This window comes from Levilactobacillus acidifarinae DSM 19394 = JCM 15949 (assembly GCF_001434835.1).
Lineage (GTDB): Bacteria > Bacillota > Bacilli > Lactobacillales > Lactobacillaceae > Levilactobacillus > Levilactobacillus acidifarinae.
This window is the reverse complement of the sequence record NZ_AZDV01000003.1, coordinates 231,654-255,904: the sequence shown is the minus strand read 5'-3', so window position 1 is coordinate 255,904 and position 24,251 is coordinate 231,654. Positions and strand designations below refer to the sequence as shown.

Genomic DNA, 24,251 nt, shown 5'->3' with positions numbered 1-24,251 from the left:
TTAGACATTGGATATTGCACAACAATTTAGTGCGGCTAATAATCAGGATTTTCTGTTGAGCGGTCGGCCGCTGAGAATAGAAGACTACGCTGGGTCCGAGGAAATCAAACTAAGTCAAAATGTTAGCCTGACGGATGATGATGTGTTTCTGTACTCGGCCAACTTGGATATTCTGGATCACTTAGACGATGTGTTTAGCATCGCCGCTTACCATAACCAGGTTATCGCCCAGAAATACCGAATGAAGCGGGGCTATTACAAGGGGCGCCACTATGACATCATTCATCGCGAAAAGAAGCCGCTAAACAAGCCGGACTCTCGGTTGGTGATTAACCTACCGAAGAAGCTGGTCAACACGTTTAACGGCTATTTTAGTGGGGACCCGGTCTCCATTAAGCATCAGACTGATGGTAGTGGGGATGACGATTGGAACGATAAAATTCAAGCGTGGTTAACTGAATGTGATTACTCAGACGTCTTTAGTGAATGGGCCAAGCAGGCGGACATCTACGGACGTTCCTATCTTTATGCCTACCTGGTAGATGGCAAACTTAACTTCACCGTTAGCTCGCCGCGGGATACAATTGTCGTTTATGACGACACGGTGATGCACAACCCTCTGTTTGGCATTCGCTACTCAACCGGGGATGGCGAAATCATCCCCACGTTGATTACGAAAGACGCTAACTACGTACTCGAAAAGAATGATGGGAAGGTATCAGTGACTAACGCCGATAATGCTAACCCTGAGGCCGTTCGGAAGAGTGACGTGCATAAGTTTAGCCAACTACCGTTAATCGAGTTTGCTGAGGATGACGAACGGACTGGGATTTTTGATGACGTAATCAGCCTGATTGATGCGATTGATAGTGTACTGTCGGCTAAGACGAATGATATTTCATCGTTTGCTGATGCCTACCTGGTGATCAAGGGCGTAAAGCTGAGCGAAGAGCAACTTAAGGAGATTCAGGATAACCGCCTGATTAACCTCTATCTTAGTAAAAAGGCTTCATTTACGAATGATACGTCGATCCAGCCGAGCGCTGAATTTATGACGCCTGACTCTAATGATGAAACGCAAGAAAACTTCTTAAACCGGGCCATTGACCTGGTTTATCAGATTAGCCAAGTGGTGAACCTGAACGATTCTAGCATGGGGATGTCGGCCCAAGCAATTAGTGGAGTAGCACTGTTACAACGTTACCAACCGATGCAGGCTAAGGCACGGACGAAGGCCCTCAAAATGGATAAAGCATTACGCCAGCTATTTGGAATTCTCTTCACCGATGTATGGCGAGAACCGTCACTGAAAGTTAGCGATTTGGCGTTTGACCATAAGCGAAGCATCCCCCATAACTTGGCTGAAGAGGCTGATATTGTTCAAAAAATGAATGGTCAAGTTGATGACGTGACCAAGTTGGGGCTCTTTTCAGGCATTGATAATCCTGAAAAAGCAGTTCAACGCTTAAAGGACCAAGAGGCTGAGGAGGCCGACTTAGCGGCCCCCCAGTTACAAAACTACCTATCCGACCAGAAGAAGGGCGGTGGCGTAGTTGATAACCCAGCAGCAGGAGCGGAATCACATCCAGCAACTGGTCAATCAGGACAATCAAACGGACCAACAAAGTGAGCAGTACCTGAATGACTGTCTTCGGTACATTAAAGACCATCTCACAGCTTTCTACACACAATATGCCGATGAAACGGGATTGTCGCTTACTCAGGTACGACGCAAAGTATCTAGCTGGGATCGCCAGGAGTTTCGGCGGGCAATTGCGGAGCTAGATATTCGTAATTGGTCGGATGAAGCGACTGACCGGCTAGACTTTTACTCCGGTAGCTATAAGGACATCGATAAGCGGCACATGTTAATTGCAATCATCGCCTTAGGGCTTCTGCAACTAACTTCGCGTAATCATCGGGCGATTGCTAAGCGTGTTGGGGATGATATTAAGCAGCAATATGGTTATCTCAAGAAGGGGTATGACCTTACTCCAAAGCAAGTGGGTGTGGCCAAACACGAAGTTAGCATCATCACTGACCCGAAAAATGTAGCGCAGTGGTCAGACCGTTTATGGGTGCATGGCGATGAACTGGCCGGGGATGTCGAGCGACTTGTTAATCGCCATATTCGTCACGGCATGGATTTGAAGGATTTGGGGAAGCTACTTGAGTCACATATGAATCCCAAACAGTTCAAACCAACCCAATCGGTCGCTGATCGAGTTAAGCAAATGGATTACATCTCACAGCGTTTAGTTCGCAGTGAATCAGCACGTTTGATTGATGAAGCCAATATGACGACTTATCGCATGTTGAAGGTCGCCAAGGTTGATTGGGTCACCGAGCCGGGGGCATGTATCAAATGTCTTGGATTAGCCGGGGATGGCCCCTACGACTTGGATGACGCACCTTTGATTCCAGGCGGTTCTCATCCCCTGTGCCGATGTAGTAAAATCCCACACGTCTCAGTGTTGGAAAAACGACAGCAAGCCGCTCGAAGCCTTGGATTAACTGATGATGAACAGGCAGGACTTCTCCGCTGGGTTAGTGGTGATTCTTATAAATTGAACTATGTTCTTTATTCAGGCCAGCAACCAACTGGTTTAATTAAGACGACGATGGATGAGCTTGACTCAGCTTTGACTAAAATTCCAGCCTATAAGGGGAGAGTGCAACGTTCCGTTGATTTAAGTGGGGATGACTTAACTAAATTTCTTTGGCAATTTGGTGGTAAGGAGTACGTTCCCAAGGAATATCTAGCATTTTCTAAGGCTACGGAAGCTTATAATGATGAGGCTAAGGTTCAATTGATCATAAAGAACTCTACCAGAGGCCATGAGTTAGGTGCTTTTAATCTATCTGAAGGTGAAGTATTATACGAACGTAATACTAAATTCAAGATTTTAGACACCTATATGGATGATAAAGGTAAATTCTTTGTCGAGTTGGAGGATAGCCATGTCAAAAGATGATGAAGCTGAAAACGTTAAGAAGATGCTGGCTGGGAAGTCATATACCCACGATGGGATGACGGAGTATGGCGGCCTGCCACCAATGGCACCCATCCCCAATGTAACTGGAAAACGTGTACCGGATGAAGAGTATAAAAAACTCATTGATAAATTTATGAAGCTTCATCAAAACGATAAGTAGGGTCTTCAATAGATGAATAATTAGCTTTAAGCCAATTAACCAGCAACTCTGGTTGACTGGCTTTTTTATTGCCATTTCCCATGTGCTGCTGGCGTTAAACAACAGTCTGAGAGCCTCCCACGGCTTTAAATGCGCGAAAGGAGCAAGTGATTATGAAGAGTTTAGAAACGATTATGCCAATGAACCTGCAGTATTTTGCTGAAGGTGAGAATCAGGATAACAGTAACCAGGCAAACGATGCAGCTGGTCATACTGAGGATGAATCCAACACTAATAATTCGAATGGAAATAACGATTCAAGCAGTTCTGACGATGAAAAACCAAATAGTGATGACAATTCCAATGATGCAGTTATCAAAAAGCTAAAGGGACGCATTGGTAAGGAACAAAGTCGCAAAAATGAACTGCAAGCGCAACTTGATCAGGCACAGGCTGAGTTAGAGAAGCTACGTGGCGGGAATAAAAATAAGGAAAAACCTAAGAGTCCAGAACAGCAAGAAATTGCCGCTCTGAAGGCCAAGATGGCTCGCCGTGATACGGTTGATGAAACTTTGAGCGTCTTTACTGAGAGTGGAATCGATGTTCCTAAGAACATTGTTGAGGTCTTGGTAACGGATGACCACGATAAGACCATCGATAACGCTAGCAAGTTATTAGATTTCATTACTAACGTTCGTAAAACAACTGAGGATGCTGTCCGCAAGGAATACCAGGCAGGGCACATCCCCAATGCTACGAAGCACGGTAACGAAAGCTTGACTGATTTTGGCAAATCGATTGCTGAATCCAATAATTCACGAGCTTCCTTGGATAATTTTAAATAAAGTACAGGAGGGAATACTATGGCAAAGAAGTTTGTTACCAGTCATGATATTTTGCTGGATGACGAGAACGCTACGCTTATTCCGGGGATGGTTAACGACCCTAGTATGGTGGCCGATGCGGACGGCAATAAGTATATGCGTGGTGGGACGTTACTAACCGCCGATAAAGAGTTCGATTTGAATAATGATGGTTCCGTGGTGCTGGTCCCAACAACGGATGCAACCGTTGCACAAGGAATTTTGCGTCAAGACTACAACATTTTAGATGGCCCAGTTCCGGCTTCAATCATTATTTCTGGAACAATTAATCGTCATCAAATGGATGAGGATACGCAAAAGGTCTATACGTCAGAACTCAAGAAGGCTTTAAAGGCAGTCTTACCTAAGATTTCTGTCGTTGACCGGTACTAGGAGGGATAACGAATGCGTACAATTGCAGATATTGAAAATCCAACCTCTATCATTGGGTGGTGGGGTGCACGGACGAATGAACGAGCGCCTTACCTGTATCAGAGCTTGTTTGATTTAACTTATAGCAACACGGATGAAATTGAAATGCTGTATGGGGAAGATCACCCAGCCGAAATGATGACGGCTACCACGGATGACGTCGGATCCATTAAGCGCGACAACATTGGGTTTGAAAGTGAGACTTTAAAGGCGATTCCTTTTAAGAACTACAAATCCATGAACGAAAAGCGACGTAATGATATTAAGCGGGCATTAGCTAATAATGCCAATTCGGCGCAAATCAAAGCAATTACGGATACTCAGTATAAGGATCCAGCATCTCTGTTGACAGACGCACTGTTTACCCGTGAAGTATTGGCCATGCAAGCCCTCACCACAGGGTTAATTAGCGTAACCAGTGGTGGAATTCTCTACAAACGTGATTTCAAAATTCCGGACGAACATAAAGTTACGGTTAAAACGGCCTGGGGAACTATGGATTCATCCCCGCTAGCCGATATTCAAGATCAGATTGATAAAATTGCTGACGATAATGGTACGACGATTGCGTATGCCATTATGAATGGCCGTACTTTCCGTAAGTTAGCTCACTCTGGCGAAGTTATTAATAGCCTATCCTTGAATAAAACTAATACCAATATTGGGATGTCGCAAACAGCAGCGAAGGCATTATTTGTGGATATTCTTGGTGGGGTGCAACCATTGATTTACAACAAGGGTGTTGGCTCAAACCGCTTTATTCCCGATGATATGGTCGTGCTTATCCCAGAGGGCGGTGTTGGCCGTATGAGTTGGACAGATACTGCTGAAGACATGGGCTTGGCCGGTGACCCTCATTATCAATTATCACGTACCTCTGATGGCATTACGATGTACACTAAGCGGGTTGATAACCCGGTTGCAACTATGACGCACGTTTCCCAAAAGGTGCTACCGGCCCTGGATAAGGCCCGTAACATCGTAATCATGAATGTTGCGGGAACTGCACCGGCATCGACCCCTGAAAAGTCGGATTCCGGCGAAGAAAGTTCTGGGGACGGGAAAGCTGAAACACCAAAAAACTAGTAACGCCGTCTGAAGAAGGCGGCGTTCCCGACGACAGCTGGACGAATGACCAAATTAAGGCCTACCTTGACGAGAATGGAGTCACTTATAAGACTTCTGACACCAAGGCCCAGCTGTTAGCTTACATTGCTTAGGAGGCAAAATATGGCTACCAAATTGAATGTGTATAAAAAAGATGGAACTACACCAGTGGCAACCGGAACCGATACGGACGGTGCTGTGATTACCGGGATTGCTGCGGGTACCGTAGTGCCAACCGGAGACTATGAATCGACCCATACTGATGACGCTGGTGTCTTGACAGAATCTAATCGGGTGCCGGTACCTGGTTTCACAGTCAAGCAGGCTCAGGAAGCGGCTCCGACCAATGTGACGAGTACGCCAACTGAGGATGGGGCTACCGTTAAAGCTGGCTAGGAGCTGATTAAATGACTGATGAAGAAATTTCGAAACAGATTACTGGTCAGAAAAAGTATTCGACCATTGATACTGCAGAAATTATGTTAGCCATTGGGGATGCTCGGAACTCCGTTAAAACGTACAATATTACGAATGAAAATATTGATCGGGCTGTGCGGCTATATGCTTGTCACTTGCTATTTTTGCGAGTCATTAAGCACAAGGAACGGTTCCAGACGATTAAGGCCGAGAATGCGACTGCTACTAAGTTTGACCAGGCAATGTCTGATGATGCCTGGGGTGAATTTCAAGATTTGCTTAGTGAGCAGGGTTACGGAGAGTATGGGATTCAATTTCTATAAGAAGGGATGATTAACTTGGCAAAAACAAATAGCTTTAAACCAGCGGGGCAAGTTCTCATTAACCAACGAGAAGTTCCGTTTGCGACTTACCGGGTGCAGGAAGGCGACACGGTTTATGGTCTGTGGTTGAGATTCCGAGATAAGACGACCGTGGGCGCTTTAAATGCGGCTAATGGGTTACAAGGTAACGAGCTGGTTACTGGTAAGACGCTGAAGATTCCGTTGGTTGTCTAATGGAATCCGGGGCGGATAAGGTCCTGAAAAAATTAACCATGCAGAAGCGACGTTTGAAGCAATTAAATGCCGCTGAGGTGAGTGTTGGGGCAATTAAGCCAGTCCCGGAACATACGCCTGAAGAATTACAAAAGATTGTCCGCTACAACGAGTTTGGGACTAGTAAAATCCCGGCGCGTTCTTTTTTGCGTGGGGCTGTTTATCGTAACTCTAAGCATGGTTGGCGGTTTGTTAGTCGTGAGGCGGTTAAAGGCGTCGTTGAGGGTAGATTAACAGGGAATGCGGCCTATAAGTTGGTCGGCAAACGTATGGTTCAGGACGTTCGCCATCAGATTGATATTGTCAGCCCGGCCAACGCTCCCAGTACCATCAAGAAAAAGGGGCGTGACCAGCCGCTGGTCGATACTGGCGGGCTTTATCGCTCAATTGATAAGGAGGTCCTAAAACGTGGACAATGACGATTTATACGAAGCGTTGAGCATCTACGCCGTACCCGTTAAGGTGCATCCCCAGCTGAATGTTCTCGATGACGGTAAGAAAAACGCCTTGAATGAGGTAATTCCGTTCACCAGGGATGATTTAACCGATGATCCTGATGTCGAATCTTATAATGACCCGGTCGTGCCTCGTTCCTCCAGTGCTGTCTTGTCCGCTATGATGGCCCAGTCACTCGGAGGTGGTGGTAATACCATTCCTCGGGAGTATGCCTGGTACTCGGAGCATGAGTTTCGAGTGGGCACATTAGTTGAGTGCAAAGGGCATATTTTTCAGATTGACGAAGTGGCCCCCAATGAAAACACGGCTAACATCTACGTCTATTACCTGAAGGGGGATGACGCCCTTGAACCAGCCGTTTGATAAAAAGACGCTGGACTTTGAAGAAAAGCTTGCGCCGTTAGTTGGCGTGATTGGAAAAATAACGGAGTGTGAGGTTGTTCCTAACGCGCAAATCGCTCAGGTAAAACAGCCTCCGTTTGTGGCCTACTTTCCTTTAACGTTTGATGACCCCGTTTTTAGCGATGCGACTGCGAATGATGGGACCTTCGAAGCAGTGATTAGCCTAGACGTATTCGCTAAGGTCATGGGCCAAGGGATGCAAATCTGTGGGGACTTAAGGGCCTATTTGTTGGACCCTTACGTTCGACAGCTTTTGCGCACTCACGCAGGCATTACGATTCAAAAGGCAACACCTGCGCGATCCCGGTCGCTGACAGATTTACCCTTCAGTGCCGTTTACCACCATGGATTTGATTTGACGATTCAATACTACAGACACTACACAAGCCCTATCGACGTAATCAGCGCCGTTGAGGGCTTTTTTAATACCCAAAAGGAGGATGAATAATGGCCAGTACGTTATTCAGTACGGTGAACCGGATTTCCCCGGCTCACATCTCAAATCAGTATACGACCGCTGCTAAGGCCGTCTTTGCTGGTGGATTAGTCAAAGGGGACAAGCAAGGAATCAAGGTTTACGACGATTTAGATGCCGTTACTGAAGATTTCGAGATGTACTCCCCGTTTTGGAAGAAGGCACGGGCCTACTTCTCTGCAAATAATGAAGCCTCAAGTTTGTTGGCGCTGACTTACGCACCAGTTGCTTCTGCGGAAGGTGATCCTACAGACGTGCAGGCGGAAGCAACGGGGGATGGCGCTAAAGTGACGGCCGATGCTGGGAGTGCATCCCCAACGTTGACTGCTGATGCAACCGGGGCTGTAACGGCTTTGAAGAAGTATTACTTTGCGGGGCCACAAATGTGGTTCTTAGTGGACTTCGATGATGAAGTAGCCCAGGCGATTTCTAACTTCATTGAGTTACAGAATACAGGGATGTTTATCCTATACGCCGATGATCCTACTAAGTTGCAAGGATATTCCGATAACAAGCGGACGATGAAGTTCACCTTACCAAAGGTGGATGACTCTACGGCCGATGTTCAGGACACCTACAACAATGTTTTAGATGCCGCGTTTATTGGTTCGGAAGACGGGCGGAATCCTCACGCAGCCGTTAAGTATGCACTGGGAGACTTACCTTATACAAAACCGCAGGACCGTTTTGACTTTACGCCGGATGATCTTGCCGAACTGGATAAGCACAACATCGTTACCTACGCTTACGTGCTTGATTCTCCACGGATTACCAGTTCTCGGATGTCTGCTGACGGAATTCACATCGATACCATTCTTGGCTGGGATTGGATTCAAAACGAAGCGACTGCTCGAATTGCCAACCTGTTCATTCAGAACGCGGCCCAGGGTATCCCTTATAGCGAGGTTGGGTTCAACGCCATTGTGAATGTAATTCGGGGAACTTTCCTGGATGCGGGTGACCTGGACATCATTGCACCGGCCGTTGATGCCGATGGTAACGAAACCGGTAAGCCGGATTACGAGGTCGACTACCTGACGCCATCGCAATTACCGAAGAGTTACGAAACTAAGCGTGAAATGCGTGGTGTCAAGACAAAGTACCACCCAATGGGGATGGTTGAAGACGTCTACATCGAAAACACGATTGTGATGTAGGAGAGGAGGAAAAATAATGGCTGGACAAAATTTAGCTAACACGCTCGAAGATGAAGAACCTTTGTTCGATGCGGCTGACGTAGCCATCTACTTGGATGACAAGCTGGTCAAATACTTCAACGGTAACGATATGGTGTCGGTTACTTGGACGACTGATAACGTCACGATGGAAATCGATGCACAGGGTGCTGGTACCGCTGTTAAGAACCACGATGGCCGTGGGACGATGACGCTTCACTTGAATCGGGCTTCTGATACTTGGCAAGACATCATGGGCTTTGGTGCATCGACCGGGTACCACAAAATTGACGTTACGACGCCATACGAACACATCTTCACGAGTAAAGCGTTACTCACTAAGAATCCAGATATTAACGTCGGTGGGACTGCCCAAACGGTTGACGCCGGGTTCTCATGCAACAAGATCTCTTTGGAAGGCAACAAGGCCGCTTAATTTAGGAGGATTTTATGAATAACCAAGATGTAATTACTGAAAACAATAACCCTGCAGCAGGAGTTCCCGGCGGTATGAATGCTGGAACGGCTAATCCAGGGAATTCAGTAGCTGGGGATGCAACTCCGGTGGCGACTTCATCTACTGATCAGGCGACGGATACTCATCCCGAAGTCATGGATGCCTTACCATCTATCAGCCGTGGGGAAGATGAAGAAATTACGGTTGATAATAACTTCAACCTGGACTACGACCTGAAGAATGGTAAGAAACTTCGAATCACGGTAGTTAAGCCTGATTTAGAGGTCAGCACGAAGTTGTCTGATAACCAAGTTCGGATTAACGAAACGCAGAGTGGTGATCGTTTCATCACGGTTAACAACTTAGGTGTTTACAAGATGATTTTGAGTGAAATTATTCGGGTTATCCTGGTTAATCGCGCGCCAATCCACAAGGCAACGCTTAAGAGCCTATCTCAAATTGGCATGACTAAAGCTGAACTCGATGATGTGATGAGCATCATCGTCACGTTTTATCTCAAGAACTAATACTTTCTTCAATAAGCGCCAGATTGAGAAAATCTTTGAGAAGAACCCCGAACTAGCAATGGAGTGGTCGGCTTACATTCATGGGGCAGTCAATATTACCCGTGAAGAAATTAGTCAGATGTCTGGTAATGAATTGAGCATTTTGCAGTATGCGACGGAGCAGCGCACCAAGATGAACAAATATACGCAGGCTTCCGCGATTGTCTTAGCCTTTGGAGCTAAGGAGGGGTCGTAATGCCTGACATTGCTGGAGACAGAATCAATTATCGAATTGACATTGATGGCCTTTCCAATCTCGATGGGATGAAAAAGACCATTCAACAACTTGATAAGCTGGTTCCTGGGTTAAGCAAGTCCGTTGACGGTGCTAAAATCGCCGTTGGTAAACTAAATCGTGAGGCTAGTAATAGTCGCATCCCCGAAAGCATCCGCCAGGAGACTCGTGGTTTTGACAGCCTGACGGGGGCCATCGGTCGGACTGGGAGCAAGATTGATTGGGTCAACATGAAGACCACGAACCTTTCTCGGACGATGAAAAAGGCTACCGGAACTTCTTACTTCAAAAAGCAAACTCGCGACTTGGGTGAGCTTGGAAGTAAGATGCAATCCTTTGGAGCTAAGGCAACGGCCGTAACGGGTGCAGTGGCACTCGGAGCTGGAGTAGCTTTGAAGACGGCTGCAAGTCTGCAAAACCGGTATAAAGTGATCAACAATTTAGCCGTAACCGGTGGCGAAAAACAGGCAGAAGTCACTAAAAACGTGGCGGCGATGCAACAAGATGGGGCGAAATATGCCAACACCTATGGGGTCGCACAGAAGAAGATTGGCGCTGGGTATGAAACGCTGATTCGGCGTGGGTATACGTCTAATCAGGCATTAGGTTCGCAGAAGTCCTATCTGCAGGGGGCTATCGCTTCCGGCGATGCTTACGCCGATGTCGTGAACAACGCAGCGTCGGCTATTGAGCAATTTGGGATGAAAGTGAACTCTGTCAAGGGGATGGCCGCAGCCAGTAAGACGGCCATTAACCAAATGGCGTACTCAGCTGACCTAACAGCGACGAGTTTCAGTGACTTAGGTGAAGCACTTCAGTTCTCTGGGCCTGATGCACACGCTGCCCACCAGTCGCTACACACCACAGTTTCAGCAATTGGCCAACTTTCCAATTCGGGGATTGATGGTAGCCAAGCTGGGACCTCAATGCGGCAAATCTACCAGCGTTTAACTAGCCCCCCGACAAAGGGGAAAGCACCTAATGCAATGAAGCGTTTAGGATTAAGCTATAGTGACTTCCGTGATGCCCACAAGGAACTTTTGCCGATCCAGGATATTTTTGGAAAACTTGCGACTAAGATGAACAAGATGAATTTGAGCCACACTGAAAAGGGTGCGATTTATGCGCAACTTTTCGGGGTTACCGCCTCTAGTGCGGCTCAAACTCTGGGTGAAACTTACAAGCAGGTCGACGCTCTGGATAAAAAGGTTCAGAAGTCTCAGAACATGAACCACGGTAAGGGTTACGTTGCCACTTTATCCGAGAAGAACATGAACACGCTTCAAAAGCAGTGGGATCGGCTCAAACAGGGTCTAATTGGCTCGGGTGTCAATATTGCCAATGCGTGGATGCCATCGCTAACTAAGATTACTAAGGCCTTGGCGAATATGCTGGAAGGGTTCCAAGCATTACCAGAACCAACTAAGAAGTTCATTAGTCTTGGCGTTTTATTGGCCGCCGTAGTTGGTCCATTAGCGTTAGCGGCCGGTTCATTGATGAAGATGCACGCGGCATTAACTGCGATGGACGGACTTAGTGGTAAAAGTAAAGGTGGTGGATTATCAGGCTTGGCTGGAAGCCTCCTGGGAGTTGGCGGTAAGAAGCCAGCAACTGGACGCGAAAGCTTACGCTCTGGAACCTCGCACTTTAGTAGCCGAGTAAAGACTCCAGGAAGTCTAGCAATGAATGGCTGGAACTGGTCAGGTATGCGCCGGGGCGGTTCTAAAGCCGTTAACTGGATGGCCGGGACAAGACCAGGATCAGGAATTAAATCCGCAGCAGTTTATGCCGCCTCTAAAACTAGGGGCGGTTTTAATTTTGCCAAAACTGGGGTTAAATCCTTAGCCTCACGGGGCGTTAGTGCTCTGGCGCGCATCCCCGGAGCTACTACGGCAGGACGATTAGCCAAGGGCGGGCTAAAGCTTGCTGGTAAGTTGCCTGTCTTAGATATTGCTGCGGCTGGAACTAATCTGATCGGTATGAATCATAAAAATGCCGGTAAAAAGGTTGGGTCCGCCGGAGGGATGCTCGCTGGTGGTGCGATTGGTTCGATGTTTGGCCCTATTTGGGGGATGGCCGGTGCAGCTATTGGCCAGGCCCTTGGTGCCAAAGTTGGATCAACGATTCAGAAAACTCTACCTAAAAAGCTAAAGAAGTCGATTGGGTCAGCAGTTACTAGCGTGAAGAAGACCTTTAGCAGTTTGCTTAGCCCGTTCAAAACAACCATCAAGTCGATTACGAGGGTTTGGAATTCCGCAACTAAGGGGATTTCTAAAGCGTGGACTCGCTACGTAGTAAAGCCGCTCTCCGGTAAGAATGGTGGTGCGGCCATCAAGGATACTTTGAAACTCTTCAAGGTTATCTTGGTTCCGACTATGAAAGTGGCCGGTGTTGCCTTCAAAGTATTTGGTGCAGTGGTTAAAACTGCTATTAAAGTGGTGTCGCATGTCATTGAAGGACTAATTAAAACGGTTAGCGGGGTTTTTTCGCTCATAAGCGATTTAATCCATCATCGTTGGAAAAACATCTTGGGGGACATGGGGCAGATTGCTAGTGGGATATTTGGAACAATCGGCAAAGTATTTATGGATCTATTTCATACGATTCTGGATGGGCTGATTGATCTTGGTAAAAATATTGGTAAGTTTTTGACTCATCCTATCAAGACCATCGAAAGTTGGGTTAGTGGCGATAGTCCATCCACCAGTGGCGGTAAGACTCCTAAGAGTGTTAAGACTCTTGGCAAGCAAAATAATAGTGTAATCTCTAGAAAGAGTTCTAAGCCTAAGATCAATGTTCAAACCGGGTTAGCTCATGCAGCAGGCGGATACATGCGAACTAATCATATGGCCCTCGTGGGTGAGCAAGGCCGAGAGATGGCTTATCACCCAGGTAAGGGGTATATGCGTTGGCTGGGTCAAAACGGTCCGGCATTAGAGCGAGTTCACTCTGGTGAGCGAATTCTAAATGCGCATGATTCCGCTGCGGTGGCTGCTGGTGGCCTTGGTCGGGGGATGACTCTCCCAGGGTACGCTAGTGGAACTACTAAGCTAGTCAAGGGTAAGAATAGGGGGACAACGAGCCTCAAATTTGATGCCTACGGCGCTTCTTCTAAGACTTCGTTGAAGTCCCTGACCAAGTTACAAAAGGGCTCTAAGAAGTCCTGGTCAACGATGCAGAAGGAGTCAACTAAGAGCGTCAAACTTCTCAGCAAGACTAATCTTAGCGAATTTACTGGCATCCAGAAGGGAACCAACAAGCGGACCGATACTATCCGGAAAAATACCGTCAGTGATTTTGATACCATGCAAAAGGGTTCGATGGTTCAAATGAACCAACTGCATAAAGGGATGAATTCCGTTACGCAGGCTATGGTATCGGACTTTGACAAGATATTCGGTAAGCTACCGGGTTACGCCCACAAGGAAATGGCGGCCACTATCAGGCAACTGAATGGCGGCATTAGTGGGATTAACACGGTGCTGAATAAGTTTGGTGGCGGTGGTAGCGTCTTACCACTCATTCACTACGCCCAAGGTAGTAAAGGCCCCATCGGTAAGCACACGATGGCTGTTGTGAACGATGCAAAGGTCGGTCCACGACAAGAAACCATCGTTAAGCCCAACGGCCGAGCTTACATGCCTAAGGGGAATGATGTAGTCTTACCGCTTGGCCCTGGGGATGAGGTCCTTAACGGGTCCGAAACCGCACAGCTTCAAGATGTCGGGGCTTTACCGCACTTTGCAAAAGGGACGGACGGCTTACGACGTCTGATCAAGCGAAGCGATAAGAACCCTAAGGCGGCATGGAGTCGTGACTTTACCAGTAACCTTAAGGGCGGCAAAAATACGTTCTTTGGGAACAGCTTGATGGCAACTTCCAAGGGTGCGGCTAACCACGTTGGAAAGCCTTGGAACACTGAGGTATGGTCCCAACTGAAAGATGCGATGTCCGGTGGTGCCGGTGCGGGTGGTAACTGGGCCCATACGCCAGGTTTGCGAGCATCTAACGGATTTAACGCATCGCGTGGTTCTGGCGTCCATGATGGTGTCGATTTTAGCGGCGCTATTGGTTCAGCTTTCCGTGCGGTCCATGGCGGGACCGTTGCCCATATCGGGCCTGATAATCACTGGCATGATTTCAAAGATTTGGGGAATATCATTGAAGTTCATTCTGACGATGGGTTCCAAGAAATTTACCAGGAATTTGGGAACATGGGTAACATCAAAGTCAGCAAGGGTGACCAGGTTAAAACTGGACAAGTCCTTGGGACCTTGGGCCACTTAGCAGGCCATGACGTCCACGTTCACGTTGGTGTGTCAAAGGGTTCTCTTTGGACTCACGGTGGGTATTCACATCGTGGTTGGTACGATGTTACCAAAATGCATGGGAGTAGTTCTGGCGTTGCTAAGTTCAAGGCCAAGTCTAAGAACCCAGCACTTACTAAACTAGTTAAGTCTGAACTGGGTAATCGACTCAAATGGGTAAGTAAGAGTCTTGCTCCTAAGGATGATGGCGGTGCTGTTGGGACTAGTGCGGCCCCAACTGGTAGCCATAAGAATTGGTTGAAGCAAGCTGGTATTTCCGAAAATCAGTTTGCTGCTTATAATTCAATCATTACTCCTGAATCCGGTTGGAATCCAACTATTCATAATCCAGGTAGTTCAGCCTACGGTATCCCCCAGGCTTTGCCTGGTTCTAAGATGGCATCAGCTGGTTCTGACTGGAAAACTAATCCAATTACGCAACTAAAGTGGATGAAGAGTTATGTGAATGGTAGATATGGTGGTATTAACCAGGCACTTAGTTTTAGACGTTCTCACGGTTGGTACGCTAATGGCGGATGGGCTAAAAACGGACAAGTAAATGTTTTTGGTGAAGTCCCTGGGCAATCAGAAGTGGCCATTAACACCAGTCGTCCAACGGCGGACAAGTTATTGTTGGAAGCGATGAGTGATCGCGCCAATAAGGCACCCAATAGCATGTTTGGCCAGCTTAAAGCATTTGCCAAAATGCAGCGTGAGTTTGCCAAGATGAAGGAATCACAGACTAAGTTTTCCAAGCAAAGTGTATCGACTGCCCAACATTCTAAAGGGGAGATGGTCCTTCGTCCACAAATCACCTACAGTCCTAAGTACGTGATTCAAGGCGTCAGTGATCCAGAAGCTGTACGCAAGACGATTGCTAAGCAGGAAACTCAAAGTCAGCGTGATTTTGAAGCTAAGATGAACAATCTGGCTATGAAACTCATGTCAGCAGAATAGAAAACAGGCCTCTCAGCGATGGGAGGCCTTTTACATAGAAAAATTAAGAGGAGGTAGTCCTATGGCGAAAAAGAAAACTTTGAAGTCCTATCAGTCTAAGGTAACTAGAGCCAAGACGGCTTATAACAAGGCACGGACAACCTATACCACTAATAACAAGAAGCTAGGCGACTTGAAGTCGAGACGTTCTAAGGCCAAGACTACCGCCGAAAAAAACTCGCTCGATGGCAAAATCAAGCAAGCTACTAAATCAACTAAGAAGGCTAAGGGGAAGGTTACCAAAACTAAGGGGGCCTACAACAAGGCTAAAAGTGACTTGGCCACTTTCAAGAAAAGTCAGGCCGCTGAGCGTCGAAAGGCAGCGCTAAATACAAAAAAGAAAATCATTACCAAAATGCAGAAGGATAAGCCAGGGTACTGGAAGGCTAAACGCCCCTTTGTCATCCCCAAGTATCCGCGGAGTGTTAACAGCTATGTTTACATCGATAACACGACCGAAAGCGAAACGGTTACGACTGACTTGACCACCAATTCCATTGCCCCAGGGCAATACGTTAATCACTATACGCAGACATCCCCAGTTCAACGACAAATCGATGGGAAGCTAGGCGGTTCGTTAATCTCGAAAATTAAAGGTCTGAAGGAACAGTTTGATAGCCTAAAGCGTTGGTCCACTAATGGGACTGAAATCGAGTTACATCACGGGCAACGCCAAAGTAACCACTCGGTTCTAACCTCGGTGGCAGCAAATTTCGACGCTCCCCGGGATAATGCGGTTCCGGTTTCAGTAGCGATTCAAGACGTAAAATGGGCTAAAAGTGAGATTAGCAAAAAATCGAAGAAGAAAACGACTACGAATAAGGGAGCCAACACAGGTAAAAAAACGGCAACCAAGGGAACCCGAAAGGATACTAAGCCCAAGGCCGGTAAGTATCTAACCATTAAGAAAGGGGATACTTACTGGGGATATCATGTGAGTTTTGGGACCTCGATTGCCAAACTCAGAAGCTGGAACGGTTTTCCTGATAAGACGCTACCCATTGGCAAGAAAATTCGGGTAAAGTAGGTGAATTTTAATGTACCGGAACACCATTAATTTCAATAAATACCAGCTCCCCGAAACGTTTAACGTGACGCTTAGTGGCATCGATTACGAGGCCGAAATTTGGTACAACCATGTCAACGACCGGCTTTATATCACACTTAGGGATGAGAATGGCGACGATCTGATCACCAGCGAGAAGTTGGTTGCTGGCGAGCGCCTATTCGCAGGGGTCAATGACGAAAATTTACCGCGTGAAGATTTAGTGATGATTGATGAAACGGGTAAATCAACCGTGGTCAACTTTGCTAACGTCAATAGGGATATTTGGATTGCCGAAGATGATACCTTTCCTGGCGAACTTGATCCAGGTAACACCGATGAGGGCATTTTCAACCCGGATGGGGATGAAACCGGTATGGATTTTGACGCTGACGAAACGGATGAACCCGATGATGAGGACTTGGATGAGTTAGACGACTTAGACCTTATCCGCAGTGAAGGGGGCGGTGAATAATGGATTTAGTTCACCGCTACATGCGCATCTACGTGACTTGGCCTAAAAAGCACCGTAAGGAATTCCTCTCGTGGGACAAGGCTCCACATAACAGCACGATGGAGCTAACTTCACCATTTTCGACAGGAATTAATCCGGATATGAACCAGCTGACTATGTACAACCTGACTCCGAATCAGTTTGGCATTTTTTTAGAGGGTCGAACGATTACAGCAACGGCGGGTTTCTATAATGCTGATGCCACAGCAAAGAATGGTGGTCAGATTACTAAGGGGACCATCAAGTCTTCTACTCCGATGGCACAAGATGGTGTGGACCGAACAGTACAGGTCAACTTTAACCACTTTCCAGAAATCAGCGGGGATGTGCTCAAAGTTCGTAAGGTGACTAAGGTCCGTGTTAAGCAGACGAAGAATACGCGAAAAAAGGCTAGCGGTAAGAGTGCCACTGACCGGATTCGCCAATATAACCAAAAAAAGACCAAGGAACTGAATACCTGGTTACGAAATAATCCAAATGCCAAGGCTCATGACCGGGGGATTGAACGTAAGAAAATTGCTACTCAGCGAAAGGCCTACGCCGCTAAGACGCGAAAAAAGTACACTCAGACGACTAAGCAGAAAACTTCCAAGGCCAAATATGCCAAACAGATTAAGTATGCAAACCTGTCGTTTAAGAAGGGTACCTACGTTTCTACGGCCATTCGCTCGATTGCTAAAAAGGCTAAGATTCCGCTTGGCCCCGTTAAGCTAGTCTACAATCACAAGTTCGCGAATGACTATACGGTGAGTGGTAAGCCGATTAATGCCATTAAAAAGCTAGCTGATATTGCCAGTACGACAGTCTACATTTATAACGGAAAACTTTATATCCGGGAGATTACGACCGGTCAAAAAGCCAAACTTCATCTGACGCCAGAAACTGGATTGCTAACACACCCTACACCTAGTGATGATGCAACCTATGGCGGTCAGAAATATGAGACCCAGTCATTGATGCGCAAGGAAATTTATGTAGGGGCCCTGGTCTACGTAGATGACGGTATCAAAAACCTGGGTAAATGTGTTGTCCTGGGTGGCCAGCGCGAGTATACATCGTCCTCTAGTACGGTCACTTTTCAGTTTGTCCCATTGGCCGCGTACAAAAAGGCAAACGCCGCTAAGCTTAAAAAGGCGAAGGCTACTGCTGATAAAGATAAAGCTAAGGCCAAGCTTAAAGAGAAGAATGAACGAGCTAAGGACGCTAAGCAGCGTAAGTCCGTAAAAGCTAAGCGGGCGAGTCGGCAAAGCAAGAAGTGAGGTGACTAAATGAAGAGCGGTGAGAATTTACTTGTACCGTTGATTGATCAGCGGGTTGCATTGGGGATTAGTGGTCTCAAAGGGTTATACAGGGCCGAAGTGGTTGCCACATCGCCATTAACGGTTCAGCCGCGAGCCTTAACGGCGGATGGCAAGAAACAAACGGCTGTTCGTAAAGTTGCACAACTAGACCTGGGAGCCTTAATTGAAGGTACGAGTGTAAAAGTACGCGGCTATAAGGTAGGAGATGAAGTCCTGGTCGGGGTTATTACTGAAGGGACTGCTAACTTCAAAAAAGGCAAAGATTATCATGCGGATCCATACCGAACCAATAGCGTCGATTCTAGTATCATCTTGGGGGTGATTAAGTGAGCACAGATGTAGAGCTAGACGCCAATGGAAATCCTGATCCAACAAATGGTACCAAGATGGTGAGTGGAACTGAAGAGCTGAAGCAGTCCTTAGAGATGCGACTACTCTCTCAGGTTGGTTGGGCAGTGAACGACGTTGACTTTGGCGTCGAATGGCTAGACTTTTTTGGCGAAAATGATAATGCGGATTTAGCAGCGGATAAAATTGCCGAGGCTTTAGAGCAAGATGACCGGATTGACAAGGTGTTGAGCGTCACCGTAGCCCCAGATTATAAGACGCGCCGGGCCTATGTTCATGTAGCGCTGCAACTAGCTGATGATGACCTAATTATCGAAAATAGTGACCCTAACATGGATTTTGATACCAGCTTTGGGATTTAAGAAGGGAGGTAATACCTAGTGCCAATGACACTAACTGGATTTAAGCCGAAAACCTATGATGAGTGGTTGTTGGCAATCCAAACGGAACTACTGAAGGCGGAGAACCTGGGCCCAGATGCTGACCTCTCAACCGGCTCCTACGTTGAAACGTTTGCCGAATCGTTGGCCCGGCAACTGGCCGAATCTGATCTGACCAAGCAAGACTTGTATGACTCACGCTTTGTTCTGTTGGCCGAAGGGGTTCAATTGGACCGGTTAGCAAGCAATGTTGGGATTTCACGGAATGCCGCCGCCTACGCAACGACGAAGCTACTTATTAAAGGGGTAGCAGGGTATGTCATCGATGCCGAAACTATGTTTAGTAATAACCAAGACCGGTACTACCTGACTGAGGAAGAAGTTACAATTGGCCTAGATGGAACTGCCACGGTTAAGGTTGACGCTGAGGAGACTGGCGAAGAATACAACTGTGATGCAAACACCATCACTGACCAAGTAACCTACGTCGAAGAAATTACGGATGTGACAAACCCAACAGCAGCCGGTGGCGGTGCTGATATGGAGACGGATTACAGTTTACGGCGGCGTGTTCTCATGACACAAAATGCCATTAAATCGCCGACGCCGAACGGAATCACGACTGCATTATTTGAGGTGGTGGGTGTTCGGAGTGTTCGGCATATTGTTAATTCGAATCCACCACAAGTTACGGGTGATCCGGCGTATACCACCCATCTTTATGTGTTGGGCGGGGATGAACAACAGGTTGCCCAGACCATTTCCGATAACGTTGCACTGGGAATTACACTAACTGGCGATAAAAAATATGATATTCCACTTGATAATGGCGACGTCAATCACGTCGCCTTTTCTGTTGGGTCAACGCAGCAGATTTACATGAGTATCAGCGTTGACTTAGGAGATATTGGTGAGATGACTACCGATGAAGTCATTCAGGATATTCGCGACAGCATTCAAGCTTGGATGGACGAATTTAATATGGGCGACAAGCTAAAATACACACAACTCTTTGGCGTGATTTACGATGTTGAATCCGTCAGCAATATCACCAACTTAGAGTGGGGAACTTCAGAAAATGACTTAAAGCGAGCTGACATTCAGCTTGATAATTTCGCCATTGGGGATACCAGTGATGATGAGATTGAGGTGACAATCAATGGCTAAATCTGAGTTTGAACTTTATCACGAAGACGAAGTTCTGTCCGTCCCGACCAATCGGATCAACACGACAAAGGGCAGCCCGACAGAACGAATGATGCGAGTCTTTGATAAGTTCTTGTACGACGACATGGAAGATTCTTTAGCCATTGAAAAGGCCACAGCGCTGGATAACATGGTTGGTGGTCAACTCGATGACTATGGGGATGACTGGGAACTCCCACGGATGGGTAAATCTGATGAAGTGTATCGCTTCCTATTAAAATTACGCTCGATTAATCGGACCAGTCAGGGGACCCCAAACGAGCTGATTCGAATTATCTCACAGGCCTTTGACGTGGATCCGCACGAATTTCAGGTCAAAAATGATTATCAAATTAATGATGACGGGACTGCTGTAGGAGAACCGTTTCATGTTTCAGTTAAGAACTTGCCATTGGACGATGTAGGGCATCCTGAATTGATTCAACTTTTTATGAAGGAACTTCAAAACTCGCTGGTCTTAGGGGTAACACTATCGCAAGTATCTTTAATCACTAGTATCCACGTAGATACTGGTGTTTCGACTTGCGTACAGATTAATGAAGAGCTTGCGATTGTGGGAAATTAGGAAAGGAGTGAAGGCATGAATTATAAATCAAGTATGACTGATATCGGTACGGCAACGATTGCAAGTGCGGATAAGGCTGAAAAGGCTATTATTTTTGATGATTTTCTAATTACTGAAGCAGACCTATCAGGAGAAACGGACTTAACGAAAAGCACAGTAGATTTATTTAGTAGTCCATTGATGTATCCGATTAACTCAAAATCCACCCTGGGCAATACATTCACCGTTAAGGCTGTATTGGCAAATAAAACTGAAAAACTCACAGTAGACCAAGACTTTCACATTAACGCTATCGGAATCATGGCCCATATTGAGGGAGATACCGATAGCAAATTAATGACGATTGCTGTTGCTGATGGATCTGGAGCAGTGATTACCGCTTTTAAGGATACTTTGTATAGTTTAACTGTGGCGATTACACAAGCTTATCAGGCTGATCGTCCAGCCGATTTTAAATTAGCCAATGTAGCCTACGCCTTGGCTGAGGATTTGGATAAATTAAAGACTGACGTTCAAGTTATTATCGATAGTGATTTGGCCGATGTAGCCAAGACCAATGTGGATAATAAATTTTCCACTAAGCAGACTTTCGAGCAGGGCGCCACGGACGGACAGGGGAACGCGATGGCCACCACCAAGGATGTGGACACAGTTGGCGAGGCAAAGGTTAATGTGACCGATACTGCTAACTGGCAGAAACAGGCGATGTTTGGTGCCGGGTCTTATACTGCCGGTACGGTCCCAACCGGTTCAGATTATGCCACTTATGTGAAGGCTCAGTTCGCTAAACCAGGAGTTTACTTTGTTCGCGATGACAAAACTTCGACTACTATTGATGGTCAACCTCTAAGCGTCGTAGATTCAATGCTTACATCAGAGGGCGCGGGCTATTTTTATGCCAGCGGTGTCAGCGTTGCCGGGGATTCGGTCTTTCGGGCTATTTCGCCTACGAGCGATACCGGATGGAAACGCGCGGTTGAATCCCACATCATGGGGGTCACTGCTGATGGTAAAACTGATGTAAATACGTCACTTATTGCAATGTCACAAAAGGCTGGTTTTTACAGCGCCTATATTCAAAACGGCGCCATTAATAATCCGTCCAAGGATTCAATCCGGGGGATTTTGCACTCCAACGGCGGAGGATTCGCTAGTGGCACCTTCCACTCAAACCAAGGCGACAATTTCAGCTCATATTCGGTCGTCGTTCAGAACGGAACTATCGTTACATGGAAACATCTTGCTACTTTTGATGACATTGCGCCAAGCTCCCTGCTGGGGCGTAATCTTACCGGAAATGATGATGTTTTCAATCTTGGCCCAGGGGTCTATCCAATCGTTGGAACGGCTCCAAAAAACGGTATTCCGGGGATTACATGGGGTTGGGTTCAGGTCTTTGATAATGGTAATCGTTTTTTACGCTGGTTTGATGTAAACGGTCATGAGCAAATCAATACCTATTTGGGTTCTCCGGCTCACTGGAGTGGATGGCGGGCACCGAATTCAATGATTTTAAATACCGGTAGTGATTTGAATGCTTTAATGACGACTGGGTTCTATATGCTAAACGGCGTTACGGTAACCCATCTTCCAAGCGGGCTAAGCGGCAATCAATGGATGTCTCTAGTAGTTAAACAAATTGCAGGCTCCAATGGGACACAAACCCTGATTGACTCAAATACGGGCCGGGTATGGGTACGAGGATGGCATAGTGTTAACGGCATTGTCTTTACCCCTTGGACCGAAATGGCATCGGTAAGTGCCCTTGAAAACAGTGGGGTACTTTATCAGCGCACCCTAACTGCTAATGATGACATTCTTAATTTAGATGATGGAACTTACTACTACCGGGGGGCGACTCCAAAGAGTCTTCCAACGGGGGTTGACCCAAGTTGGGGAAAAGTAGTTTCCACGAGCTGGAACGGTGGAAATGAGAAACAAGTCGATATTTATAGTTTGACTGGTTCTCACTATTTTGGAATTTATAGTGGTGGTGTCCCACAGTGGGGTGGCTGGAAGCATTTTGTAACCGGTAATACTAACGGAACTATCACGGTAAACAGCAACACCTATGCCCCAGTCCAGTCTGACCCGACCAGTGGAAATGTGGCAAAGGTCCACAACTTTGTCAATGGCGTCAAAATAAACGGGCACTTGATTAATGTTGACCCGACGAACGGCTTAACTATCGACGGCACGCCACTGATTAACACCGTCGCGGATGAAGCCACTGCGAAGGCCAAGTCAGCAAACGATAAACTACACCTCTGGGTTACGAAGGAATGATGCCATGACAATTTTATATAATGGTTCAAAATTTGATCGTATGATTCGGAATAAGGGCACAACGGCTACTGCGTATTACGAAACTAATCGAATCTATTGGCTAACGCGTAAGCAATTTCAGTTAGTAGAGACACTAACTGTGGCCACTTATGGACTGCAAGCTACGGTAACTCCTGATAATAAATATATCTATATCAGTGGGTTAACAGCACTGCAACGATTAACATTGGGAACGGGGGCTCCTTATGGCGTGGTAAATATTTTGGACTATGGTTCTCAGTCACCAATGCTTCCTGCTATTGATTCACAGGGAAATATTGTCTTTCCTAAAGAAAACTACCTGTATAAATTTACTAGTTCAGGCACACAGATTGCAGTAAAAGGGGTAACTAATAGTAGCCACTTAAACGTTGAAACTTTCATTCCTTCTCAAAACCAATTCGTTGTTACTGATAGTGGATCTGAGATCAGGTTGATAAATGACGATTTATCCGTTGCCAAAGATGTAGCACTTGGGTCAACAATTTATAATGTAGTATACAGTGATAACGTGTTGGCACTACCAACAAATGACCACTTAGTATTACTAAATTCCAGAACGCTTGCTACTGTTACTTCTATTGATACTGGGGGGCAGAATACAGCTGTTGGGGTTGCAGTTGTGAAAAATCATTATTTTGTTTTTGGTAGTTCAAATGTTCAAATTTATGAATTAAACGGAACGGTATTGGCTAAGGTAAGGACCATTTCTTTACGTCCTGATGATAATCAGGGCGTATGGGGGGATGGACGTTTTGTTTATTTTGTCGTAGCGGGTGCAGATTCTAGCCGCTCGTGTTACAAAGTGGATTATAACGGCAATACAGTTTCAATAAATTCGCTCGGGGTGAATAAGGTGACAGCCATTGTCAGTGCTACAGATACGGACGTTTATACTTTTGTGAATGGAAGCGATACGAACGGTTACAAATGGATTCAACACTATCG

At 46.5% G+C, this 24,251-nt stretch carries 25 protein-coding genes and 1 pseudogene; all 26 read left to right on the top strand.

Annotated features, from left to right (window positions below; genetic code table 11):
* Positions 1 to 7: 7 nt before the first annotated feature.
* Entirely contained in the window at positions 8 to 1,630 is a 1,623-nt protein-coding gene (locus FD25_RS01870; RefSeq protein ID WP_057800884.1) for a phage portal protein, read from the top strand.
* On the top strand, positions 1,554 to 2,975 hold the full coding sequence (locus FD25_RS01865; protein ID WP_057800883.1) for a hypothetical protein: 1,422 nt from the start codon (positions 1,554 to 1,556) through the stop codon (positions 2,973 to 2,975). The genes FD25_RS01870 and FD25_RS01865 overlap by 77 nt, the downstream gene beginning before the upstream one ends.
* Positions 2,962 to 3,156, top strand: a complete 195-nt coding sequence (locus FD25_RS01860; RefSeq protein ID WP_057800882.1) for a hypothetical protein — start codon at positions 2,962 to 2,964, stop codon at positions 3,154 to 3,156. Before FD25_RS01865 ends, FD25_RS01860 begins: the two co-directional genes overlap by 14 nt.
* 152 nt (positions 3,157 to 3,308) lie before the next feature.
* Entirely contained in the window at positions 3,309 to 3,980 is a 672-nt protein-coding gene (locus FD25_RS01855; RefSeq protein ID WP_057800881.1) for a capsid assembly scaffolding protein Gp46 family protein, read from the top strand.
* A gap of 18 nt (positions 3,981 to 3,998) precedes the next feature.
* Positions 3,999 to 4,391, top strand: coding sequence for a hypothetical protein (locus tag FD25_RS01850; RefSeq protein ID WP_057800880.1), 393 nt, complete (start codon positions 3,999 to 4,001; stop codon positions 4,389 to 4,391).
* A 12-nt stretch (positions 4,392 to 4,403) separates the two neighbouring features.
* Complete coding sequence (locus FD25_RS01845; RefSeq protein WP_057800879.1) at positions 4,404 to 5,516, top strand: major capsid protein; 1,113 nt, start codon at positions 4,404 to 4,406, stop codon at positions 5,514 to 5,516.
* Between the two features lie 44 nt (positions 5,517 to 5,560).
* Positions 5,561 to 5,650 (top strand): annotated as a pseudogene (locus tag FD25_RS14480) (hypothetical protein); the annotation flags it as partial.
* 55 nt (positions 5,651 to 5,705) lie between these two features.
* Entirely contained in the window at positions 5,706 to 5,933 is a 228-nt protein-coding gene (locus FD25_RS01840) for a hypothetical protein (RefSeq protein WP_157050044.1), read from the top strand.
* Positions 5,934 to 5,944: 11 nt separating this feature from the next.
* Positions 5,945 to 6,277, top strand: coding sequence for a hypothetical protein (locus FD25_RS01835; RefSeq protein ID WP_057800877.1), 333 nt, complete (start codon positions 5,945 to 5,947; stop codon positions 6,275 to 6,277).
* A gap of 15 nt (positions 6,278 to 6,292) precedes the next feature.
* The gene (locus FD25_RS01830; protein WP_162256257.1) at positions 6,293 to 6,511 is read left to right on the top strand and encodes a LysM peptidoglycan-binding domain-containing protein; all 219 of its coding nucleotides are present in this window, start codon (positions 6,293 to 6,295) and stop codon (positions 6,509 to 6,511) included.
* A gap of 38 nt (positions 6,512 to 6,549) precedes the next feature.
* Complete coding sequence (locus FD25_RS01825) at positions 6,550 to 6,969, top strand: hypothetical protein (RefSeq protein ID WP_146999949.1); 420 nt, start codon at positions 6,550 to 6,552, stop codon at positions 6,967 to 6,969.
* Positions 6,959 to 7,369, top strand: a complete 411-nt coding sequence (locus FD25_RS01820) for a hypothetical protein (RefSeq protein WP_057800874.1) — start codon at positions 6,959 to 6,961, stop codon at positions 7,367 to 7,369. Before FD25_RS01825 ends, FD25_RS01820 begins: the two co-directional genes overlap by 11 nt.
* The gene (locus FD25_RS01815) at positions 7,353 to 7,856 is read left to right on the top strand and encodes a phage neck terminator protein (RefSeq protein WP_057800873.1); all 504 of its coding nucleotides are present in this window, start codon (positions 7,353 to 7,355) and stop codon (positions 7,854 to 7,856) included. The genes FD25_RS01820 and FD25_RS01815 overlap by 17 nt, the downstream gene beginning before the upstream one ends.
* Entirely contained in the window at positions 7,856 to 9,040 is a 1,185-nt protein-coding gene (locus tag FD25_RS01810) for a hypothetical protein (protein WP_057800872.1), read from the top strand. The genes FD25_RS01815 and FD25_RS01810 overlap by 1 nt, the downstream gene beginning before the upstream one ends.
* A gap of 16 nt (positions 9,041 to 9,056) precedes the next feature.
* Entirely contained in the window at positions 9,057 to 9,494 is a 438-nt protein-coding gene (locus FD25_RS01805) for a hypothetical protein (RefSeq protein ID WP_057800871.1), read from the top strand.
* 14 nt (positions 9,495 to 9,508) lie between these two features.
* Complete coding sequence (locus FD25_RS01800) at positions 9,509 to 10,042, top strand: hypothetical protein (RefSeq protein ID WP_146999948.1); 534 nt, start codon at positions 9,509 to 9,511, stop codon at positions 10,040 to 10,042.
* Positions 10,043 to 10,276: 234 nt separating this feature from the next.
* Positions 10,277 to 15,580 carry a phage tail tape measure protein gene (locus FD25_RS01795; RefSeq protein ID WP_057800869.1) on the top strand — a complete coding sequence of 1,768 codons (5,304 nt, stop codon included), beginning with the start codon at positions 10,277 to 10,279 and terminating at the stop codon, positions 15,578 to 15,580.
* Between the two features lie 61 nt (positions 15,581 to 15,641).
* Positions 15,642 to 16,646, top strand: coding sequence for a LysM peptidoglycan-binding domain-containing protein (locus tag FD25_RS01790; RefSeq protein ID WP_057800868.1), 1,005 nt, complete (start codon positions 15,642 to 15,644; stop codon positions 16,644 to 16,646).
* Positions 16,647 to 16,656: 10 nt separating this feature from the next.
* Positions 16,657 to 17,139, top strand: coding sequence for a phage baseplate plug family protein (locus FD25_RS01785; protein WP_057800867.1), 483 nt, complete (start codon positions 16,657 to 16,659; stop codon positions 17,137 to 17,139).
* Entirely contained in the window at positions 17,139 to 18,437 is a 1,299-nt protein-coding gene (locus tag FD25_RS01780) for a hypothetical protein (protein WP_057800866.1), read from the top strand. Before FD25_RS01785 ends, FD25_RS01780 begins: the two co-directional genes overlap by 1 nt.
* Positions 18,438 to 18,446: 9 nt before the next feature.
* Positions 18,447 to 18,809 (top strand): hypothetical protein, encoded by a 363-nt coding sequence (locus FD25_RS01775; protein ID WP_057800865.1) that lies wholly within the window; start codon positions 18,447 to 18,449, stop codon positions 18,807 to 18,809.
* Positions 18,806 to 19,189 (top strand): contractile injection system sheath initiator, encoded by a 384-nt coding sequence (locus tag FD25_RS01770; RefSeq protein ID WP_057800864.1) that lies wholly within the window; start codon positions 18,806 to 18,808, stop codon positions 19,187 to 19,189. Before FD25_RS01775 ends, FD25_RS01770 begins: the two co-directional genes overlap by 4 nt.
* Before the next feature lie 24 nt (positions 19,190 to 19,213).
* Positions 19,214 to 20,374: a baseplate J/gp47 family protein gene (locus tag FD25_RS01765; protein WP_225428574.1), complete on the top strand. Its 1,161-nt coding sequence runs from the start codon at positions 19,214 to 19,216 to the stop codon at positions 20,372 to 20,374.
* Positions 20,367 to 20,978, top strand: coding sequence for a hypothetical protein (locus FD25_RS01760; protein ID WP_057800862.1), 612 nt, complete (start codon positions 20,367 to 20,369; stop codon positions 20,976 to 20,978). The genes FD25_RS01765 and FD25_RS01760 overlap by 8 nt, the downstream gene beginning before the upstream one ends.
* A 15-nt stretch (positions 20,979 to 20,993) precedes the next feature.
* Positions 20,994 to 23,264, top strand: coding sequence for a pyocin knob domain-containing protein (locus FD25_RS01755; protein WP_057800861.1), 2,271 nt, complete (start codon positions 20,994 to 20,996; stop codon positions 23,262 to 23,264).
* 4 nt (positions 23,265 to 23,268) lie between these two features.
* The coding region (locus tag FD25_RS01750; protein ID WP_162256256.1) for a hypothetical protein at positions 23,269 to 24,251 on the top strand (983 nt) is incomplete at its 3' end.

What these genes read in the sequence shown, in the direction of transcription:
- FD25_RS01860 (WP_057800882.1), top strand. Translation starts at nt 2,962, where the DNA reads ATGTCAAAAGATGATGAAGCTGAAAACGTTAAGAAGATGCTGGCTGGG.
- FD25_RS01855 (WP_057800881.1), top strand. Translation starts at nt 3,309, where the DNA reads ATGAAGAGTTTAGAAACGATTATGCCAATGAACCTGCAGTATTTTGCT.
- FD25_RS01850 (WP_057800880.1), top strand. Translation starts at nt 3,999, where the DNA reads ATGGCAAAGAAGTTTGTTACCAGTCATGATATTTTGCTGGATGACGAG.
- FD25_RS01845 (WP_057800879.1), top strand. Translation starts at nt 4,404, where the DNA reads ATGCGTACAATTGCAGATATTGAAAATCCAACCTCTATCATTGGGTGG.
- FD25_RS01835 (WP_057800877.1), top strand. Translation starts at nt 5,945, where the DNA reads ATGACTGATGAAGAAATTTCGAAACAGATTACTGGTCAGAAAAAGTAT.
- FD25_RS01825 (WP_146999949.1), top strand. Translation starts at nt 6,550, where the DNA reads ATGCAGAAGCGACGTTTGAAGCAATTAAATGCCGCTGAGGTGAGTGTT.
- FD25_RS01810 (WP_057800872.1), top strand. Translation starts at nt 7,856, where the DNA reads ATGGCCAGTACGTTATTCAGTACGGTGAACCGGATTTCCCCGGCTCAC.
- FD25_RS01805 (WP_057800871.1), top strand. Translation starts at nt 9,057, where the DNA reads ATGGCTGGACAAAATTTAGCTAACACGCTCGAAGATGAAGAACCTTTG.
- FD25_RS01800 (WP_146999948.1), top strand. Translation starts at nt 9,509, where the DNA reads ATGAATAACCAAGATGTAATTACTGAAAACAATAACCCTGCAGCAGGA.
- FD25_RS01795 (WP_057800869.1), top strand. Translation starts at nt 10,277, where the DNA reads ATGCCTGACATTGCTGGAGACAGAATCAATTATCGAATTGACATTGAT.
- FD25_RS01790 (WP_057800868.1), top strand. Translation starts at nt 15,642, where the DNA reads ATGGCGAAAAAGAAAACTTTGAAGTCCTATCAGTCTAAGGTAACTAGA.
- FD25_RS01785 (WP_057800867.1), top strand. Translation starts at nt 16,657, where the DNA reads ATGTACCGGAACACCATTAATTTCAATAAATACCAGCTCCCCGAAACG.
- FD25_RS01780 (WP_057800866.1), top strand. Translation starts at nt 17,139, where the DNA reads ATGGATTTAGTTCACCGCTACATGCGCATCTACGTGACTTGGCCTAAA.
- FD25_RS01775 (WP_057800865.1), top strand. Translation starts at nt 18,447, where the DNA reads ATGAAGAGCGGTGAGAATTTACTTGTACCGTTGATTGATCAGCGGGTT.
- FD25_RS01765 (WP_225428574.1), top strand. Translation starts at nt 19,214, where the DNA reads ATGACACTAACTGGATTTAAGCCGAAAACCTATGATGAGTGGTTGTTG.
- FD25_RS01760 (WP_057800862.1), top strand. Translation starts at nt 20,367, where the DNA reads ATGGCTAAATCTGAGTTTGAACTTTATCACGAAGACGAAGTTCTGTCC.
- FD25_RS01755 (WP_057800861.1), top strand. Translation starts at nt 20,994, where the DNA reads ATGAATTATAAATCAAGTATGACTGATATCGGTACGGCAACGATTGCA.